The sequence below is a fragment of the Ruegeria sp. G2 genome, from assembly GCF_056533505.1.
On sequence record NZ_JBQFON010000002.1, the window covers coordinates 321,032 to 339,844 of the forward strand.

Genomic DNA, 18,813 nt, shown 5'->3' on the forward strand with positions numbered 1-18,813 from the left:
GATCCGGGCCGTCTGGATGTAGCATCAATCCTCATTTCTTTCTGCAGATTAGAGGGCCGGTCGAGGCTTGCTGAATGGAGCCCTTGAGCAGCTCAGGCGAAACAGTCTGGGTGGCACGGTTGAGATTGGCGAAGACGGCAGAATGTCCAGAAGAGGCTTTACGGTGATTTCAGGCGATTACCTACTGACAAATGGATAGCCGGACTGGCGAAGTTCATTCTCCAATTCCCGCCATTGCTCGCGATGGACTTCATTACCCCGTTATCTAGCATGACAGCCGCCAACATCCGTCACAGACAGTTGTTCTCGTTCCGCTGCGCTCGCAGCTCCTTCGCACCCGAATGTTCATCCCGCCAAACTTGGCTCTGCATCTGCTAAAGATCACAACACGGGCTCCAAGGCGTGCCGCGTGCTTGAAGCGAGTAACCAAGTATATCGGTTTTCCCAACGTCCCAAAAATTTAATCTTTCAGACACATTCCGGACATCTCATGCAGATACCAAACAGTTACGGCGCGCTTGGAGGATGTCTGATGATTTCTTGAGGGGGTACGAGTGCAGCGCGTCGTACCTTATCCCTCATTTCAGTTTGTGAGGCATTACGCGAGCTTCACAACCGATCCCTGCTTCAAGGAAGTGTCTGCCGCATCTGCTAGTTCCTGCGCCCGTAACCCGTCAACAATACCCGGAGAGGGAGCGGATGCGCGAGACACCGCATCAACGAAGTGTCCCATTTCTGCCCGATAGGCGCTTTCATATCGCTCAAGGAAGAAATGTCGCGCGGGGGCTTTCTGAAACCCGGTAGGTGTCGCAATCTCGACCGCATTTTCCAGCATGTTTTCAGCCCGCAACATGCCCTTCTCACCATGAACTTCAATGCGTTGGTCATAGCCATAGCTCGCTCGGCGCGAGTTTGAAATCTGGCAAATCTTGCCGCTCGCCGTGGTCAGGGTGACAGCAGCGGTATCTACATCTCCGGCCTTGCCGATCTCGGGGTCGACCAGTGATGAGCCAACCGCGTAGACGCTGATTGGTTCTTCACCCAGGAGGAAGCGCGCCATATCCAGATCGTGGATCATCATATCGCGGAACAGCCCACCCGAGCTTTCGATATAGCTGATTGGTGGCGGCGAGGGGTCGCGGGACAGGATGGTGACAATCTCGACGTTTCCGATTTCGCCGTTGGCAATGCGGGACTGGATATTGGCAAAGCTGGGATCAAAGCGGCGGTTGAAGGCCGTCATGAAGGGCACGCCGGTGGCTTCGACAACTTTGATGCAGTCGCGGATGCGGTTTGCGGACATATCAACTGGCTTTTCGCAGAAGATCGCTTTGCCAGCATTCGCGGCTTTGTGGATCAGATCGTAGTGGGTATCGGTCGGGGTGCCGATGACAACAGCGTCAACATCCGCACTTCCAATCAGGTCTTCCGCCGACAGGGCCTGTGCGCCGGTTTTGTCGGCCAGCATCTGAGCAGGATCCGCAAATGCATCTGCTACCGCGCTGACCCGTGCGCCATCAATCTGCCCGATCGAGTGCGCATGAACCTGCCCGATACGCCCGCAACCCAGTAAGCCGATATTCAACATCTCATGCCCCTTTGAAGGCTTGTAGAACCCGGCGTGTCGCCTCGACCACCGGTTCATGTGTTTCTTTCAAGATTTGAACGCGGTCGAACCTGTCCGGGTCGGCATTCACGGCAGTACGCAAGGCATTACCAAATGCCATCCGCAATTCGGTCCCGATGTTGAATTTGCAGATCTTCGACCCGCGTGCCAGAGCAGAGCGCTGTGCGACCGGTACCCCTGAACCGCCATGGATCACCAGCGGTACTTCGGTCACGGCTTCGATAGCGCGGATGCGGGCCTCGTCCAAGCCACCTTCTTTATTCTGCTGCAGATGGACGTTGCCGACCGAGATGGCCATCGCGTCCACACCGGTCTCGCGGGCGAATTGCGCGGCCTCCTCCGGATCGGTGCCGTCCGAGCCCTCGCCACCGGAATAGCCAACAAAACCGATTTCTCCTTCGCAGGAAACACCGGCGGCATGCGCCATCTCGGCAATGGCGGCTGTCTCCGCGATGTTCTGCACCAATGGTTTGCGCGAACCGTCGAACATGACCGAGGTGAAACCGCTGTCGATGGCGATGCGGCAGTCTTCATGGGTGTAGCCGTGATCCAGATGGGCCACGACAGGTACGCCTGCCCCCTCGGCCAAATGGCGGAACATCTTGCCCAGAACCGGCAGCGGCGTGTGTTCGCGGCAGGATGGACCGGCTTGTAGGATGATCGGCACATCTTCGGCCTCTGCGGCGGCCACATAGGCGCGCATATCCTCCCAGCCCAAAGTCACCAGCCCGGCCACGGCATAGCCGTCACGCAGCGCGGGTTGCAGCGCGTCCGATAATGTCACAAGGCTCATTTGAACTTGGCCACCATGTCCATGATTCCGGGGATGGTGTGCAGCTGGGCTGCATGGGTCGGTTGGAAGTACTGTTTTAGCGAGCGCTGGCTGAGGCCGCCGAGGATGGTGAAATAGTACATTTCGTACCCCGGCAGAACCGCGCAAGGGTGATAGCCTTTGTCGATCATGATCGTTGAACCATCCATGATGTGATAGGCATCGCCCGGCTTGTTGTCCTCACGCTGGAGCATCTGGATGCCCGAGCCATAGTCGGGCCGGAAGCGGAAATTGTAGGTCTCGTCATGGCGGGTTTCGATCATCTCGCCATCGTCACCTTTGCGGTCGGTGTCGTGTTTGTGGCTAGGAAAACCAGACCAACCGCCTTGACCCACGGTGAAAAGTTCAGACACCAGCAGGCGGCCCACCTTGTCGTGGTGGTTTGCGCCAAGAATGTGTTTGATCTTGCGGTGCGTTTTGGTGTCGTCAGAACCGTATTGAACCAGATCCAGCTCGGGCACGCGGACATCAAAAGGCTCAAGCACGCGGTCGAACTTAGCGCCCGCTATGAAGGTCTCGGTCTCGTCCGTCACGCAAGTAATGCGAACCTTAGCGCCGACGGGTACATAGACACCTTCGGGGTCGCCATCCCAGACGTCGATGGTGCGGTTGCCGAGGTTGGTATAAATCGCTCCGTCCACATCCACATCTACAGTGCCAGTGGCAGGCACAATGCAAGTCTCATAGCCAGGTACCGCGTATTCGAACACTTCGCCCTTTTTTAGCTTGACGATGTTGAAATAGTTCAGCGGCACCAGATCATTGTCGGCATCGACAATAGGTTTGTTCTGGTTGTCATGGGGCGCGATATGCATCTGCGTCTCCTTTCAGGTATCCGTGGGGCCCGGGTGTCGGGCCAGAAATTCGTCCAGTTCGGTGGTTGTCGGCATGGCCCCGGCACAACCGGGTTTCGACACGACAATGGACGCGCAGGCCGAGCCGCGCAGCACCGCGTCACGCAAGTCATGCCCTGCGGCGATCGAGGCGAGAAAACCGGCCAAGAAGCTATCGCCTGCGCCATTGGGTTTCACGGCGGTGACCGGGTAAATGCCGGTGCGGATCTCTTGCCTGTCGGTCAGAGTGATGGCCCCTTCATGGCCCATCTTGTAAACCACCATCTTGCCGTTGGCAGCCAGTTCACGGGCTTTGTCCAGGCCCTTTTCAATGCCGCCCGCCATAAAGCCGAATTCTTCGTCGTTGCCGACGATTAGATCACTTTCGTTCCCAGCGCGGGTCAGAACATCTGAGGCCACCTGCGCCGAGGGCCAACTATAGGGACGATAATCAATGTCGAAGATCACTGGTAAACCAGCGGCGCGCGCGTTTTCAAACGCGCGAAACGTAGCCGAGCGTGAAGGCTCTGCCGCAAACACCGTGCCTGCCGTGATCAGGGCAGAAAACGAGGTATAATCCACCGCATCCATATCAGCTTCGGTCACCTCAAAATCGGCGGCGCCGTTGCGGTAGATGACATTCTGAAAGTCTTCGATGCAGCTTTCGTAGACAGCCAAAGAGGTACGCGCTTCGCCCCCCACAGCACGGACATATCGCGTTTCAACGCCATAATCCTGCAGCCGGTTCACACAGAACCGGCCGACTGCATCATCTGATACGGATGTAACCAGCGCGGCTTGACCGCCAAGCTTGACCAGCCCCGCGCAGATATTGGCGCTTGAGCCGCCCAGATCGGCATGGAACGTATCCGCATCAACGCTTTTAGTGCCGATGGGACCAGCAAACAAATCCATACCCGCGCGTCCAAACACGGCAAAGCGGTTGCCTTTTATGCCTTTGATTAGTGTCACTTGCGCCCCTCGGTATTGCCTGCCCGCGCAGCATCAAGCACCTCGGGGTAGGGATAGTCCAGACCCAGCAATTGCCGCATGTCGGGGCTTGCTTGATTGAGGAAATCTTGCGGTAGCGCAGCAGGCATATCTTCCATCGGTTTGACCCATTTGGGCAGGTATTGGATCAGAATGGCGCTGCGGTCGTGATCCGCTTTGTTCGGCATCGCGCAATGCCACGTCACGCCATAGAACAGCGCAACATCGCCGGGCTCACCGGTCATCTGCTCGCATTTGTCATAGAACTTGTCTTCGGGCGTGGGATACCGCAGCTCTTTCTGCGATCCGGGTACATAGCCGGTCGCGCCGCTTTCCTTAGTGAACGGGTCCAGCAAAACCGAGACCTGCGCGTTCATCGGAAATGACCCATTCAGACCCATGGGATGCGTTTCGGGACTGTGAAAATCCCAATAGGGATAGTCGACATGCGGCTCTTGCCCCGGACCGCCCGGTAGGATGCGGTTGGCAGCGATCGAGCCCATGATGAACTCGGTCCCCAGAAACTTGCGGAGGATCTTCATCAAAACCGGGTGAGCGGCCATGCGAGAAAACACGTCACCCTTCGCCAAAAGGTTCCACACACGGCGTTGCAGGTTCAGCTTGCCATCTTCTTCTGCGGCCCCCTGAAAATGCGTCACTTTCTCGGCCGCCGCCTCGGAATGCTCCATGACGATCGCGCGGGCCTCGGCGATTTCCTCGGGTGTGAACAGGCCTGAGATGGCAACCGCTCCGCCGCCATTCAGCAACTCATCAACGATGACGTCAGGATCGGCTGTCTCTGCTGTAAACCGTTTCATCAGATACCCTTACGCTGCTTTTCACGAGTGGTTTCCCATTCAACATGGGCATTGCGCACGTTTTCATCGGCCGAAGTATGAGGGGTTCCAACCTCCCACCAGGCATGTCCTTCGGTCGTCCAACCTTCGTAGGCATCCACATCCATCACAATTACGTAAGTTTTGTCGCTGGCCTTCGCGCGCTTGAACGCTTCGGTCAGTTCTGCCGGGTTCGCGACCTTCTCGCTTGTGGCTCCCATCGAAGCCGCGTGGGCCGCGAAATCAACGCCGAAGGCTTCGGGAATGGTCGGGCAATCTTCCAGCAGGTTGTTGAAGCTTTCGTTGCCGGTGTTGTTCTGCAGTTTGTTGATGACCGCAAAGCCACCATTGTCCAGCACCAGCACTATCATCTTCTTGCGGCTCAAGACCGAGGAATAGATGTCTGAATTCAACATCATGTACGAGCCGTCACCGCAGAAGGTGATGGTGTCTTTCTCAGGCTCGCGCTCGGATTGGGCAATGCGCGCACCCCAGGCGCCTGCGATCTCATAGCCCATGCAGGAAAAGCCGAACTCGACATCGACGGTACCGATATCCAGAGTGCGCCAGTTGGCTGTAACCTCGGCGGGCAATCCCCCAGCAGCGGCAACCACACGGTCGCGCGTGTCGCACAGTTCATTCACGACGCCGATGGCTTGAGCGTAGGAATTCGGACGGTTTCCGTAGGAGACATTCTCGGCCACATAGGCATCCCACTTGTGCCGCTCTTCCTGCGCCAACGAGACCCACTCAGCAGGAGCGGTATAGTCAACTGCCTGTGTTAGAGACTTCAAAGATAACTTTGCATCCCCCACAACCGGCAAGGACATGTGCTTGCCCGCATCATGCCGCGCTGCGTTGATCGAGATGAACTGAGCGTCCTTGTCAAAGGCGGTCCACGATCCGGTTGTGAAATCCTGTAGCCGCGTGCCGACTGCGACGATCACATCGGCCTTTTCTGCAATCGCATTGGCACTGTCTGAACCCGTCACGCCAATCGGGCCGATATTCAGCGGATGGGTTGCCAGCATGTTGGCGCGGCCTGCGATGGTTTCGACGACCGGGATCTGGTGCTTCTCGGCAAACTCAGTCAGTTCGGTGACAGCTTTGGAATACTGAACGCCGCCGCCTGCGATGATCATCGGGCGTTTCGCGCCTGCCAGCGCGGCAACCGCATCAGCGATCTCATCCGCATCAGGCGATTGGCGACGAATGCGGTGGACTTTCTTTTCAAAGAACTTCACCGGGTAGTCATAAGTCCAACCCTGCACGTCTTGCGGCAACCCGAGGAAAGCAGGCCCGCAATCGCCCGGGTCCAGCATCGTCGCAATGGCGGCGGGCAGAGATTGAATGACCTGTGCCGGATGCGTGATGCGATCCCAATAGCGGCTGACCGGCTTGAAGGCGTCGTTCACGCCGAAGGTCGGGTCATAGTAGTTCTCCATCTGCTGCAGAACCGGGTCAGGCAAGCGGGTGATGAATGTATCCCCGCACAGCATCAGCATCGGCAAGCGATTGGCATGGGCAAGCCCGGCGGCAGTCAGCAGATTCGCGGTACCGGGTCCCGCGCTGGCGGTGCAGAACATGAATCGCTGACGCAGCCACTGCTTGGCATATCCTGTGGCCGCGAATCCCATGCTCTGTTCATTCTGCCCACGATAGAGTGGCAACTCATCCCGCACGGTATTCAGGGCCTCTCCCAGGCAGGTCACGTTGCCATGGCCGAAAATCCCGAAACCCCCACCACATAAACGATATTCCTGTCCGTCGATCTCGATAAATTGGTTCGACAGCCAGCGAATGATCGCCTGCGCCGTTGTCAGGTAAACAGTGTCATGTTGCGCGGACATGTCTGCGGGCTCCTTTAGGAAAATTGAGGTGCAATGCCGAATGCAGCTTGCGAGAGTCCTATTCTCACGATACAAGTTTTGCAACCGGTTGCAAATGGTTTTCAAGAAAAAGCGGAGGAGGGCGTCGGAATGGCAGATATCGGCATTGGCATTCTGGGCGGCGGGTATATGGGTAAGGCCCATGCGGTCGCCATGTCTTCGGTCGGGGCAGTTTTCAACACCGCTTTGCGCCCGCGACTTGAGATGGTGTGCGCATCATCTAAAGAAAGTGCTGAGCGTTATCGTCAGTCTTATGGATTCGCGCGTTCGACAGATAGCTGGCGCGAGCTTGTGAGCGATCCAAAGGTCGAGGCGGTCGTGATCGCTACCCCTCAGGAAACGCATCGTGAGATTGCTCTGGCAGCCTTTGCGCTGGGTAAGCCGGTTTTATGCGAGAAACCCCTGGGTGCATCGATGGAAGATGGCGATGCCATGGTGGCTGCGGCTGAGGCCTCAGGTCTGACCAACATGGTCGGGTTCAACTATATACGCACACCCGCCAGCCAACATGCCCGTCAGTTGATCGCCAATGGTGAGATCGGTGACGTCACATGGTTTCGCGGTGAGCATACCGAAGATTTTTATGCCGACCCGCAGGCACCGGCGACCTGGCGCACATCTGGAACGTCCAACGGGACGATGGGCGATCTGGCGCCACACATGATAAACGCGGCGCTAGCCCTAATTGGGCCAATCGAGCGCGTGATGGCCGTGGTCGAAACGGTTCATAAAACCCGCCCGGGTGGTGAAGTGGATAACGACGATCACGCCCAGATGATGGTACGCTTCGCGAACGGAGCGATGGGATCGATGTATTTCAGCCGCATCGCGACCGGGCGCAAGATGGGATACGCCTACGAGATCAGCGGCACCAAGGGTGCGATCCGGTTTGATCAGGAGGATCAGAACGCATTGTGGCTCTACCGCATGGAAGGCCCCGAGTCCGAACGCGGCTTCCGCAAAATCCTGACCGGCCCCGCCCATCCGGACTATGAGCCGTTCTGTCAGGGCCCTGGCCATGGCACGGGCTATCAGGATCAGATCATCATCGAAGCGCGTGATTTCCTGCGCGCGATCGAGACAGGCAAGCCGGTTTGGCCGACCTTCCGTGACGGGCATGAGGTCAACCGGATCGTTGCTGCGGCGCTGGCGTCGTCAGCGGATGAAAACTGGAAAAACATCGAAGATTTCTGAGCATCGGAGACAAGACAAGATGAGCATCAGAATTGGTAATGCGCCCTGTTCCTGGGGCGTGGAATTCGCGCAGGACCCGCGCAATCCGCATTGGAAAACCGTTCTCAGCGACTGTGCCGAGGCTGGGTACAAGGGCATCGAACTGGGCCCAGTGGGCTTTATGCCTGAAGACCCAGCAGTTCTGGCCGATGCGCTTGCCGAGCATGATCTGGAATTGATCGGGGGCGTGGTGTTCCGCAACTATCATGACCCCAACGCGTGGGAGGATGTGCTGGATGCCACTCATCGTACCGCCCGCGCGTTGAAGGCGCATGGGGCGCAGCATCTGGTGTTGATCGATGCGATCTCACCCCGTCGCGCACCAACCGCAGGTCGCGCCGATGAAGCCGAGCAGATGGATAAGGCCGAGTGGACGGCATATCGCGACCGGATCGCCGAAAGCGCACGCATTGGCGCGGAAGAATACGGGCTGACGGTGGGCATGCACGCCCATGCGGCAGGTTTCATGGACTTTGAGCCGGAACTCATTCGATTGCTGGATGAAGTCGATGAAAACCTTCTGAAAATCTGCTTCGACACCGGGCATCATTCTTATGCCGGGTTTGATCCGGTTGGTTTCATGCAGCGCTACGTTGATCGGATCTCGTATATGCACTTCAAGGATATTTCGCCAACCGTGAAGGCGGATGTCATTGCCAACCGGACGGGCTTCTACGATGCCTGCGGGCAGGGGATTTTCTGCAATCTGGGTGAAGGCGACGTAGACTTCCCGTCGGTCCGTCAGGTGCTGCTGGATGCAGGCTTCACCGGGTGGTGTACGGTCGAACAGGACTGCGATCCTACACTCGATCCTGATCCAGTCGGCGACGCGCGGAAGAACCGCGAATACCTCGAATCCATTGGTTTCAATTGAGGAGGCCAAGACCATGACCAAGCTGAAATGGGGCATGATTGGCGGCGGCGAAGGCAGCCAGATCGGACCGGCGCACCGCTTGGGCGCGCTGGCGGACGGGCATTTCGAATTCGCTGCTGGGGCGCTGGATCACCGGCCTGATGTTGGTCGCGAATACGCGCAAAGGCTGGGCATCGCGGCAGATCGTGCCTATGGCGATTGGACCGAGATGTTGGCAGGTGAGCGCGGACGCGAAGACCGGATCGATCTGGTCACCGTGGCCACGCCCAATGCCACGCATTTTGAGATCACCAAGGCATTCCTTGAGGCCGGGTTCAATGTGCTTTGCGAAAAACCCATGACCATGACCGTGGAGGAGGGCGAAGAGATCGTCAAAGTTGCCGAGAAATCCGGCAAGATTTGCGCGGTAAACTATTGCTATTCGGCCTATCCGATGGTGCGTCAGGCCCGTGCGATGGTGCGCGCCGGTGAGATCGGCAAGGTCCGTCTTGTCGTCACCAATTTCAGCCATGGCCATCATGGGGATGCCACTGATGCCGACAATCCGCGCGTCCGCTGGCGCTATGATCCGGCGATGGCGGGCGTGTCCGGACAGTTCGCTGATTGTGGAATCCATGCCATGCATATGGCTGGGTTCATAGCAGATGACGAGGTCGAAACCCTATCCGCGGATTTCGCTTCAACCATCGGTAGCCGCGAGCTGGAAGATGACGCCATGGTCAACTTCCGGACACAGAAAGGCGCAGTTGGAAGGTTGTGGACTTCGTCTGTCGCCATCGGTCGGCAGCACGGGTTCGACATTCAGGTGTTTGGGGAATCAGGCGGCTTGCGCTGGGCGTCCGAGCAGCCAAACCAGTTGATCTATACGCCTGTTGGCGGTCGCATGCAGATCATCGAAAAAGGTGAGGGCGGCTTGCACGAAGAGGCTCAGCGCCTAAGCCGCGTGGCGATTGCGCATCCCGAAGGGTTCCCTTTGGCTGTTGCGAATATCTATTGCGATCTGGCGGATGCCATATCCGGAGAAACCCGTGACGGTCTGCCGAATGCTGCAGACGGCGTGCGGTCGATGGCAGCGGTGCATACTGCGGTCGAGTCGGCAAAACAGGGCAGCGTGTGGATGGATGCGCGCCCACCGATGTTCCGATAACTTTAAGGGACGGGGCGTAACGTGCCCCGTTCCACCACCGAGCAGGGAAAGATGCGCGCTTCAGGGTATCGGTCAGGCTCGTTCAGGGTCGCAACCATCAACTCGATCGAGGAACTGACGATCTGGCGGATTGGCTGATGGATCGTGGTGAGGTCGATATTCTCCCACCGCGCCATTTCCATGTCGTTCAGGCCAATGATGCCAATATCCTCGGGCACGTTTAGGCCACTATCCAAAATCGCGGACAACACTCCGATGGACAATACGTCATCACCGCAGAAATAGGCATCAGCCCGTTCAGACTTCAAAAGGCTCAGCATTTCCTGACGACCTGCGTCGAATGAGTAGGCCTCGGCAAATGAGCAGGTCACAGTGATCTGAGGGTGCAGCGCCATTTCTGACATGAAGCCCGCATGGCGATCTTGTGTAGAAGTTGCGGCTTCGGGTCCGCCAAGGAAGGCCACCTTTCCATATCCGCGTGCAACAAGTTCGCGCGCCGCCATGCGCCCGCATTCCACGTTGTCGATGCCCACAACATGAACCTGGGGTGACGAAGAGGACCTGCCGAAACTGTGAACCACCGGTACACCTGCATCGCGAAACGCTTTGGCAAAACCAGGTGGCAACGTCGAGGATGCCACCACCACGCCATCAACCGAATACTGCCGTAGCATACGAACCGAGTTTGCCGGATCTACCTCATCGGTTAGGTTCACCAGCAACGGACGCAGGCCGCGGTCCTGTAGACCGCGGGTAAAAAGGTCGAAGACTTCAAGAAAAATAGGGTTGTGAAAGTTGTTCGAGACCAGTCCGATCAGTTTTGTACGTCCGGTTGTCAGCGAGGATGCCAGGGCGTTTGGGCTGTATCCCAGCTCACGCGCGGCCTTCTCAACCTTGCGACGCATTTTGTCGGAAACCGAGGCTCCATCGGTGAAAGTGCGCGACACAGCGGACCGGGAAACCCCCGCGCGTTCTGCAACCTCTTTCAATGTGACAGCCATATTCCGCCTGACCTTTCTAAGTTTTTAGCAGCCCTTTTACCCGTATTCTCTGGCAGATACAGTATGAAACACTTCCAATATGTTTTGCAACCGGTTGCAAAAAGATATCAGATATGTTCTAAATCGAGTCGGAGAGGTTCGGAGAAAAAACCTCATTCCGGGAAAACGATATGTTTTGGGAGGACATTATGACTTCACTGACGAAGAAGCTGGCACTGGCCGCTGTCGTCGCAGCGACGCCTTTGATCGCAGCCACGAGCGCTGCGGCTGAGGGTGAGAAATACATTCTGGTTAGCCACGCCCCTGACAGCGACAGCTGGTGGAATACCATCAAGAATGGTATCGCGCTTGCGGGCGACCAGATGGGTGTTGAGGTTGAATATCGCAACCCACCTACCGGCGACCTTGCCGATATGGCGCGGATCATCGATCAGGCCGCGGCCTCGGGACCGAATGGGATCATTACCACGCTGGCAGACTATGACGTGTTGAGCGGTCCAATCAAATCGGCCGTGGATTCGGGTGTAGACGTGATCATCATGAATACCGGCACCCCGGATCAAGCCCGCGAAGTTGGCGCTCTGATGTATGTTGGTCAGCCCGAATATGACGCCGGATTCGCCGCAGGCCAGCGGGCCAAAGGCGACGGAATCGGCTCGTTCCTGTGCGTGAACCACTATATCGTGCAACCCTCCAGCCAGGAACGCTGCCAGGGTTTTGCAGACGGTCTGGGGATCGAACTGGGCGATCAGATGATTGACGCCGGTCAGGACCCTGCCGAAATCAAGAACCGCGTGCTGGCCTATCTGTCGGCGAATCCGGATACGGACGCCGTGCTGACGCTTGGCCCGACCTCGGCTGATCCGACTATCCTGGCCCTGGAAGAAAACGGCATGGCTGGTGACATCTATTTCGGCACCTTCGATTTGGGTGGTGAAATCGTCAAAGGCATCAAGTCCGGCGTGATCCAGTGGGGTATCGACCAGCAACCCTTCCTACAGGCATATCTGCCGGTTGTTGTTATGGCAAACTACCACCGCTACGGCGTTCTGCCAGGCAACAACATCAACTCGGGCCCCGGTTTCGTAACTGCAGACGGTCTGAGCAAAATCGAAGAATTCGCTGGCGAGTACCGCTAATTCTTTAAACGCGGGCACCCTGAGCATGGGGTGCCCGTTTTGACTTTCAGACGCAAAATCACTGCATAACTCGGAGGGGCGTTCTTATGAGCGAGTCTGCTCAAAATACGGCTGTAACCGACGAACGGATCAAAGAGATTTCTCCGCTGCGCAAGGCGCTGATCCGGCCGGAACTTGGCGGAATGGTCGGCACGGTCGCTGTGTTCACCTTTTTCCTGCTCTTTGCTTTCGACAGCGGGATGTTTAACGCACAGGGCATGATGAACTGGTCGGTTGTATCAGCGCAGTTCATGATCATTGCCGTGGGTGCTTGTCTTCTGATGATCGCCGGTGAGTTTGACCTGTCAGTCGGTTCGATGATCGGCTTTTCAGGGATGATGATCGCAATCTTTTCGGTCACACTGGCCTGGCCGGTCTGGATGGCCATCATCGTTACCTTCGCCATGGCATTGGCAATTGGGGCGCTGAATGGTTGGATCGTGATCCGTACTGGGCTTCCCAGCTTCATTGTCACCCTGGCCTTCTTGTTTATCCTGCGTGGTTTCACAATCTTCCTGCCGCAGGTGATCGAACGCAAAACCATCATTGGTGGTGTAAAGGACGCGGCCGAGGGTGATTGGCTGGCGCCAATCTTTGGCGGCAAAATCCTGCAAGGTTTCTTTCAGTGGATGGGGGACGCCGGGATCATCGCCGTGTTCGAACGCGGCACGCGTCAAGGTCAGCCCGTCGTGGATGGGGTTCCGATGCTGATTGTCTGGGCGATCGTGTTGATCATCTTTGGCCATGTGTTGCTGACCAAGACCAAATTCGGAAACTGGATTTTTGCGTCGGGTGGTGATGCTGAGGCGGCCCGTAACTCGGGTGTTCCCGTGAACCGGGTCAAAATTCTGATGTTCATGTTTACCGCCTTCTGCGCCACGATCTTCGCCGTCTGTCAGGTGATGGAGTTTGGATCCGCAGGTGCCGATCGGGGTCTGCTGAAAGAGTTCGAAGCGATCATTGCCGTTGTCATCGGTGGCGCGCTTCTGACCGGAGGCTACGGCTCGGTTCTGGGTGCTGCGCTTGGCGCGTTGATCTTTGGGGTCGTGCAGCAGGGCTTGTTCTTTGCCGGGGTCGAAAGCTCACTGTTCCGGGTGTTCCTGGGTGTGATCCTTCTGGGGGCCGTGATCCTTAACACCTATATTCGCCGCATCATCACAGGGGAGCGTTGATATGAATCCCGAACATGCACCCATCATCCAGATGAAGAACATCGAAAAGCACTTCGGCAGCGTGATCGCACTGGCAGGTGTCTCGGTGGATGTGTTCCCCGGTGAATGTCATTGTCTTCTTGGCGATAACGGCGCGGGTAAGTCGACCTTCATCAAGACTATGTCCGGGGTACACCAGCCCACGCATGGCGAGATTCTGTTCGAAGGCAAACCAATGCATTTCGCGGACCCGCGCGATGCAATCGAAGCCGGGATCGCGACAGTGCACCAGCATCTGGCGATGATCCCTCTGATGTCGGTTTCTCGCAACTTCTTCATGGGCAACGAGCCGGTCAAGAAGGTCGGTCCTATCCAGCTTTTCGATCATGACTATGCCAACAAGGTCACGATGGAAGAAATGAAGAAGATGGGCATCAACCTGCGTGGACCCGATCAAGCGGTTGGCACGTTATCGGGTGGTGAACGCCAAACTGTTGCCATTGCGCGTGCTGTGCATTTCGGGGCTAAGGTGTTGATCTTGGACGAACCGACTTCGGCCCTTGGTGTGCGCCAAACGGCCAACGTGCTGGCGACGATCGACAAAGTGCGCAAGCAGGGCATTGCCGTTGTCTTCATCACCCATAACGTTCGTCATGCATTGGCAGTGGGTGACCGATTCACGGTTCTAAACCGTGGCCAGACGCTAGGTACGGCGCAGCGTGGCCAGATCACCCCGGAAGAGCTGCAGGACCTGATGGCCGGTGGTCAGGAAATGGTCGAGCTGGAAGGCAGCTTGGGCGGAACTGTTTGAGCTTATTACACCCCGCTGGCTGTGCTGGCGGGGTGGCTACTTTTTCTCAAAGAACAAAATGACCTCACCCAACCTCACGCCATATCGTGAGACATAGGCTCGGTTCAGTAGCCGGTCATCGGACAAGAGCCACATCCAGTCATCGAAATTGACCCGCATGGTGCCGTCTTTAACCGGCAGATCGATTTTGTATTTCCAGTTAAACGTATCGCCTCGCTCAACTCCGTTGGCAGTGCCCAGCACACCGGGCGCGGTGCCGGTCCAAGTGTCTTCGCCGGTTTTGGTCAGAGTCCAAATCCGTTGCTCGGTGGCGCCATCGTCGTAGACGAAATCCTCAACAAGCGTCAGGGTCTCACCGTCCCACTTGCCGTCGATATCGACCGTGAAGCGACGAGGGACGTTGCCAAGCAAATCCTGAAACTGGCCGTAGGCGACGGTCTTACCTTCAAAGAATTCCTCAAGGTTCAACTGACGGTCTGACAGGAACGTGTTAGGGACGCGGGGTTTACCTGAGCAGGCGGCAAGCGTTGCCAGCCCCGCGAGGGCGACGACCGCAACAAGCGTGCGGCGGGAGATCACTGCAAAACTCGCAGATCAGAGTCTGAATCATGCCCATTTGCACCATGCAGATGGGTCGACTTGACCTCGGGAGCCGGGCGCATCGTGGCGACCAACTCGGCAACCTTGACCCCGAACTTGCGCATCTCGGAACGATTCATGATCACCCCATTTTCGGTGAGGTACATCCAGTCCGTCACATCCAGCGTGTGCCCGCCCGCATCGTCGGGCAGGATGATGCGATAGGTCAGCTTGACGGTTGCGCCCGAGATCACCCCTTTACCCTCGCCCACAATATCATCGGCCGTTGCGGTGAAGGTGTTTCCGGTGCCCAGCGTCAGATGCCATTTGCGGGTCATATGTTTGCCATTGGAATAGGTGAAATACTCGGACAACGTGCCGGTGTTGCCCTCCCATTCGCCGACCATTCGCGCGACAAAACTGTTCGACATCTTGCCGTTTGGGCCATAGATCAGCCCTTCCGACAGGATCTCTCCTTTCAGGTTCTTCTTCAGCGAAAACTCAGGCCCGGTCCCGCTGTAGTCGGACGGTGATTGCGACCGGAAGCTGAGGAAACGGTTCTTCACAGCGAACACCGCAAATATGGCGAGAAGACAGAACAGGAGCGTTTTCATTTGGCAGAGACCTCTGTCGGGAGCGTCAGGACCAAGCCAAACGCTCCAAGTTTAAGAATGCAGGGCAGGACAGCATAGGCGAGGGTGAGTGTGTTCAAAGCCTCAGCCGAATTTGCCTGTCCGGGGGTGAAGCCGCTGCGTTCAAGCAGCGGCAGAGTGAAAAAGGCAGCCAGAGCGAGCCCAAGCTTGCCTGCGAAGGACCAGATGCCGAATGCAGCAGAGGCGTTCAACCCGGCCCGGGTTAAAACGACCGAGAACATGGCGGGCAGAACCACCATATCCGCGCCCAAAGCGGCCCCGGATGCAAGGCAGATGATCGCGAATCCGGCCAGATTGCCAGGGGCCAGAAGCGCGGCCCCGACAAAACCAACAATGGCCAGCGGCATGGCAATCATCAGAGTCTGTTTCGGGCCAATCCTGTTGCTGAGCTTTGCCCAGAACGGCACGCTGAGCCCCGCGCTGAGGAAGAACAAGATCAGCAAAGGCCCCGCTTTGCCAGGCAGTTGCAGCCGGTCTTCGACAAAGAACAGGAACAGGGTTGAGGTGATCGCGACGGGCAGGCTATTCACCAACGCAAGAGCGAGTAGACGCGAAGCACCGGACCGCCCAAGGTCCGCGAAAGACAGCCCGTGCCCAGTGATTGGCGTGCGACGCCACATTGGCAATGTCACGGCCAATGTCACGACCGCCAGAATTCCCAGGAACAGACCAAAGGCCGGATATCCTTGTGCACCAGCACCAACGGCTACGAACAGGGCGGGTGCAGCGGCGGCGATTATCACGCCGGTCAGTTGCCCACCCTCTCGGAAGGCAGCCAGCGTCATTAACTCTTTCGGGTTGGCCTGTTTTGCAAGCGTCGCGCTGCGTCCGTAGAGCAGGATGGTTCCGAGGCTGTAGGCTGAAAACAAAAGGATCAAAATAGATACTAATACGGGGATACTGGCCCCTTCCGGCAGTCCGAAAAGCAACGGAAATCCGACCGCCAGGCCCAGCGCTGCGGCGGTGGCGAACAGGATCTGCCTGCTTGGCCAGTGATCAATCGCCCAGCCGATTAGTGGATCCTGCACCAGATCAACTAGCCGGATGACCAGCAGAACAGTGCCGATCACTCCTAGCCCGATACCAAGGTTCACGGCCGCAAACCGAGGCAAATGGATGTATAGCGGGATACCCGCCGCAGCCAACATCAACGCATAGAGACTGACCCGGGGATACAGCATCAGTTGCCTCGCAATGTCCGGGTGAATGATGCCGACCGGGTGTTATCGCCCAAAAAGATCGACATGAAGCTGCGTTTGATGCCCGGATAGGACATGGTGCAAACTTTGCGCCCGTTCAGCCAGAACCCAACCTTGTTTGGCCCTTGCGAAATTGCAAGATAGCGGTCGCCTTTGCTGACGGCGTCGAAACAGACCTCAAGTTGGCTGCGCACGGGGGCGGCACGTCCGATCCGCTTCATCTCGTCCAATGTGGAGTTCACCAGAGCCTTTTTGGACAGGTTTCGGCGATAGCGCAGTTCAAGCCCGAATTCCTGGCTCCAGTTCAGAGGGCTGCCGCCTGGGGTGAACAGCTGTGCATCGTATATCGGGAAACCCAAATAGCGGAACGTCGCTGAGCCGCGTAACTCAGCATCGTTTAGGGCACCAAAAACGGGTGACGCTGCCAATCCTCCGGGGGCTAGCAGCATCAGCGACACCAACGTCGCAGTTAGATTAGGCCGAGGCAGGAACGGCGAGTTCTTTTTCAGAAATACCATTGTCAGCTCCGATTATCTGCGGGGTGCCAGTTATGCGCTCAACCACGTGCATCGCACTGGCGATCCCGTCTTCGTGAAAGCCATGCCGGTTATAGGCACCAGCAAACCAGGTTCGGTTCTGTCCCTGAATCTGACGAATCTGCCCTTGAGCGCGCAAGGCGGCTTTGTCGAATACCGGGTGGGCGAATTCGACCTCGTCATAGATTTTGTCGGCAGGAATGTCTGATGCGGCGTTCAGGGTCACGAACAGCGGATCACTGTCGGGGATGTTCTGTAGCCGGTTCATCCAATATGTGACCCCAACATTGCCTTTTTGCGACCGGTAGGTCCAACTGGACCAGCAGGCACGCCGCCGTGGCATCTGGCGGGGATCACAGTGAAGAATGGCTTTGTTCGGCTGATACTTGATCGCACCGAGAGCATGTTTTTCCGCCTTTGTCGCCGCATCACCTAAAATGGCGAGGGACTGGTCTGAATGGGTGGCCATAATGATCTCATCAAACAAATCAGTCTCGCCGCCTGCATGTACGGTGACGCCCAGATCATGCCGTTCAATCCCTTGTACGGGTGAAGCTAGACGAATATCGCTGCCTCGCTTGCGCAAAGCTGCCTCGATCCGACGGACATATTCGATGCTGCCGCCTTTCACGGTGTACCACTGATGCTGATTGGCGCGGCCGGAAGCCAGCAGAGCATGGTTGCGGAAGAACTGGACCAAAGAGCGGGCGGGGAATTGATCGACAAACTCAACCGGTGTTGACCAGATCGCGCCGCACATCGGCATCAGGTAATTGTGCCGGAACCAGTGGCCGAGGCGCAACTGATCCACCAGCTCTCCGATAGTGGTGTCATCGTCCTGCGCGGCTTCGGGAGCTTCTTTTCCAAAGCGCAGGATGTCGGCGATCATCTTGTAATAGGCTGGACGCGCAAGATTGCGTTTCTGCGCCGTCAGTGTGCGCAGGTTGTTCAGCCCGTATTCGATGCGGCCATTGTCGATGGTGGCGCCAAAGCTCATTTCGCTTTTTGTGACGGGCACGTTCAATTCATCGAATAATCGCGTCAGAAAAGGGTAGGTGACGTAGTTAAAGACGATAAAACCGGTATCGACCGGCTGATCACCATTCTTACCGGCCATTACCGTACGGGCATGGCCACCAAGTCGAGGTTCAGCCTCGAACACGGTGACATCGTGATTTTCAGAAAGGTAATAGGCTGCGGAGAGACCTGAAATGCCTGCACCAATAACTGCTATTTTCTTGCGTACGCACCGGGTTTCGTCGAACATTCCATCCTCGTTATTCGGCTTTTACAATAGGATACGCAGGGAATGGTGCACTGGATCAACCGGAGTAGAAGTTTTTTTCCATCGCACTACGTAATGATGACTGCCCTATGCTCAGAACATTACGCGTGATCCAAAGTAATCATCGCGCCGTATTGAACTTAGCGGTGCGAAAAAGGC

Annotated in this window: 18 protein-coding genes; 6 read left to right on the forward strand and 12 right to left on the reverse strand. The window is 56.9% G+C overall.

Going from position 1 to position 18,813, the window contains the following annotated elements:
• Positions 1-598 precede the first annotated feature (598 nt).
• From iolG to iolD, 6 genes are read right to left on the reverse strand one after another with little or no spacing between them, the layout of a single operon-like run.
• Positions 599-1,588 carry an inositol 2-dehydrogenase gene (gene iolG / locus ACR0DU_RS06235; RefSeq protein WP_480873297.1) on the reverse strand — a complete coding sequence of 330 codons (990 nt, stop codon included), beginning with the start codon at positions 1,586-1,588 and terminating at the stop codon, positions 599-601.
• Between the two features lies 1 nt (position 1,589).
• The gene (locus tag ACR0DU_RS06240; protein WP_480873094.1) at positions 1,590-2,420 is read right to left on the reverse strand and encodes a class II fructose-bisphosphate aldolase; all 831 of its coding nucleotides are present in this window, start codon (positions 2,418-2,420) and stop codon (positions 1,590-1,592) included.
• Positions 2,417-3,274 (reverse strand): 5-deoxy-glucuronate isomerase, encoded by an 858-nt coding sequence (locus ACR0DU_RS06245; RefSeq protein ID WP_010438328.1) that lies wholly within the window; start codon positions 3,272-3,274, stop codon positions 2,417-2,419. The genes ACR0DU_RS06240 and ACR0DU_RS06245 overlap by 4 nt, the downstream gene beginning before the upstream one ends.
• 12 nt (positions 3,275-3,286) lie before the next feature.
• Entirely contained in the window at positions 3,287-4,264 is a 978-nt protein-coding gene (gene iolC / locus ACR0DU_RS06250; protein WP_480873096.1) for a 5-dehydro-2-deoxygluconokinase, read from the reverse strand.
• Positions 4,261-5,100, reverse strand: coding sequence for a phytanoyl-CoA dioxygenase family protein (locus ACR0DU_RS06255; RefSeq protein ID WP_319545614.1), 840 nt, complete (start codon positions 5,098-5,100; stop codon positions 4,261-4,263). The genes iolC and ACR0DU_RS06255 overlap by 4 nt, the downstream gene beginning before the upstream one ends.
• Complete coding sequence (gene iolD, locus ACR0DU_RS06260) at positions 5,100-6,968, reverse strand: 3D-(3,5/4)-trihydroxycyclohexane-1,2-dione acylhydrolase (decyclizing) (protein ID WP_319545613.1); 1,869 nt, start codon at positions 6,966-6,968, stop codon at positions 5,100-5,102. Before iolD ends, ACR0DU_RS06255 begins: the two co-directional genes overlap by 1 nt.
• Before the next feature lie 129 nt (positions 6,969-7,097).
• Between iolD and ACR0DU_RS06265 the strand changes: the two genes are divergently transcribed.
• Genes ACR0DU_RS06265 through ACR0DU_RS06275 form a run of 3 tightly spaced genes read left to right on the forward strand, consistent with a single transcriptional unit; the run spans position 7,098 to position 10,261 of the window.
• A complete protein-coding gene (locus ACR0DU_RS06265) occupies positions 7,098-8,201 on the forward strand; it encodes a Gfo/Idh/MocA family protein (protein WP_319545612.1) in 1,104 nt (367 codons plus the stop codon).
• 19 nt (positions 8,202-8,220) lie between these two features.
• Entirely contained in the window at positions 8,221-9,114 is an 894-nt protein-coding gene (locus ACR0DU_RS06270; RefSeq protein ID WP_170471485.1) for a TIM barrel protein, read from the forward strand.
• A gap of 13 nt (positions 9,115-9,127) precedes the next feature.
• Positions 9,128-10,261 carry a Gfo/Idh/MocA family protein gene (locus ACR0DU_RS06275; protein ID WP_480873100.1) on the forward strand — a complete coding sequence of 378 codons (1,134 nt, stop codon included), beginning with the start codon at positions 9,128-9,130 and terminating at the stop codon, positions 10,259-10,261.
• Between the two features lie 2 nt (positions 10,262-10,263).
• Here ACR0DU_RS06275 and ACR0DU_RS06280 read toward each other — a convergent pair whose 3' ends face one another.
• Positions 10,264-11,262: a LacI family DNA-binding transcriptional regulator gene (locus ACR0DU_RS06280; protein WP_010438347.1), complete on the reverse strand. Its 999-nt coding sequence runs from the start codon at positions 11,260-11,262 to the stop codon at positions 10,264-10,266.
• 188 nt (positions 11,263-11,450) lie between these two features.
• On the opposite strand from ACR0DU_RS06280, the gene ACR0DU_RS06285 reads away from it, so the two are divergent.
• The 3 genes from ACR0DU_RS06285 (at position 11,451) to ACR0DU_RS06295 (ending at position 14,402) form a co-directional block, all read left to right on the forward strand.
• Positions 11,451-12,401: a sugar ABC transporter substrate-binding protein gene (locus ACR0DU_RS06285; protein ID WP_029621694.1), complete on the forward strand. Its 951-nt coding sequence runs from the start codon at positions 11,451-11,453 to the stop codon at positions 12,399-12,401.
• An 86-nt stretch (positions 12,402-12,487) separates the two neighbouring features.
• Positions 12,488-13,612 carry an ABC transporter permease gene (locus ACR0DU_RS06290; RefSeq protein ID WP_010438354.1) on the forward strand — a complete coding sequence of 375 codons (1,125 nt, stop codon included), beginning with the start codon at positions 12,488-12,490 and terminating at the stop codon, positions 13,610-13,612.
• 1 nt (position 13,613) lies between these two features.
• Positions 13,614-14,402: an ATP-binding cassette domain-containing protein gene (locus tag ACR0DU_RS06295; RefSeq protein ID WP_170780227.1), complete on the forward strand. Its 789-nt coding sequence runs from the start codon at positions 13,614-13,616 to the stop codon at positions 14,400-14,402.
• Between the two features lie 36 nt (positions 14,403-14,438).
• Here ACR0DU_RS06295 and ACR0DU_RS06300 read toward each other — a convergent pair whose 3' ends face one another.
• Genes ACR0DU_RS06300 through ACR0DU_RS06320 form a run of 5 tightly spaced genes read right to left on the reverse strand, consistent with a single transcriptional unit; the run spans position 14,439 to position 18,636 of the window.
• Positions 14,439-14,981 carry a DUF3833 domain-containing protein gene (locus ACR0DU_RS06300; protein WP_480873104.1) on the reverse strand — a complete coding sequence of 181 codons (543 nt, stop codon included), beginning with the start codon at positions 14,979-14,981 and terminating at the stop codon, positions 14,439-14,441.
• Positions 14,978-15,595 (reverse strand): DUF3833 domain-containing protein, encoded by a 618-nt coding sequence (locus tag ACR0DU_RS06305; RefSeq protein WP_170780229.1) that lies wholly within the window; start codon positions 15,593-15,595, stop codon positions 14,978-14,980. Before ACR0DU_RS06305 ends, ACR0DU_RS06300 begins: the two co-directional genes overlap by 4 nt.
• Positions 15,592-16,815, reverse strand: a complete 1,224-nt coding sequence (locus ACR0DU_RS06310) for an MFS transporter (RefSeq protein WP_260023447.1) — start codon at positions 16,813-16,815, stop codon at positions 15,592-15,594. Before ACR0DU_RS06310 ends, ACR0DU_RS06305 begins: the two co-directional genes overlap by 4 nt.
• Positions 16,815-17,351, reverse strand: coding sequence for a hypothetical protein (locus tag ACR0DU_RS06315; protein ID WP_480873106.1), 537 nt, complete (start codon positions 17,349-17,351; stop codon positions 16,815-16,817). Before ACR0DU_RS06315 ends, ACR0DU_RS06310 begins: the two co-directional genes overlap by 1 nt.
• Complete coding sequence (locus ACR0DU_RS06320) at positions 17,308-18,636, reverse strand: NAD(P)/FAD-dependent oxidoreductase (protein ID WP_480873108.1); 1,329 nt, start codon at positions 18,634-18,636, stop codon at positions 17,308-17,310. Before ACR0DU_RS06320 ends, ACR0DU_RS06315 begins: the two co-directional genes overlap by 44 nt.
• Positions 18,637-18,813: the final 177 nt, after the last annotated feature.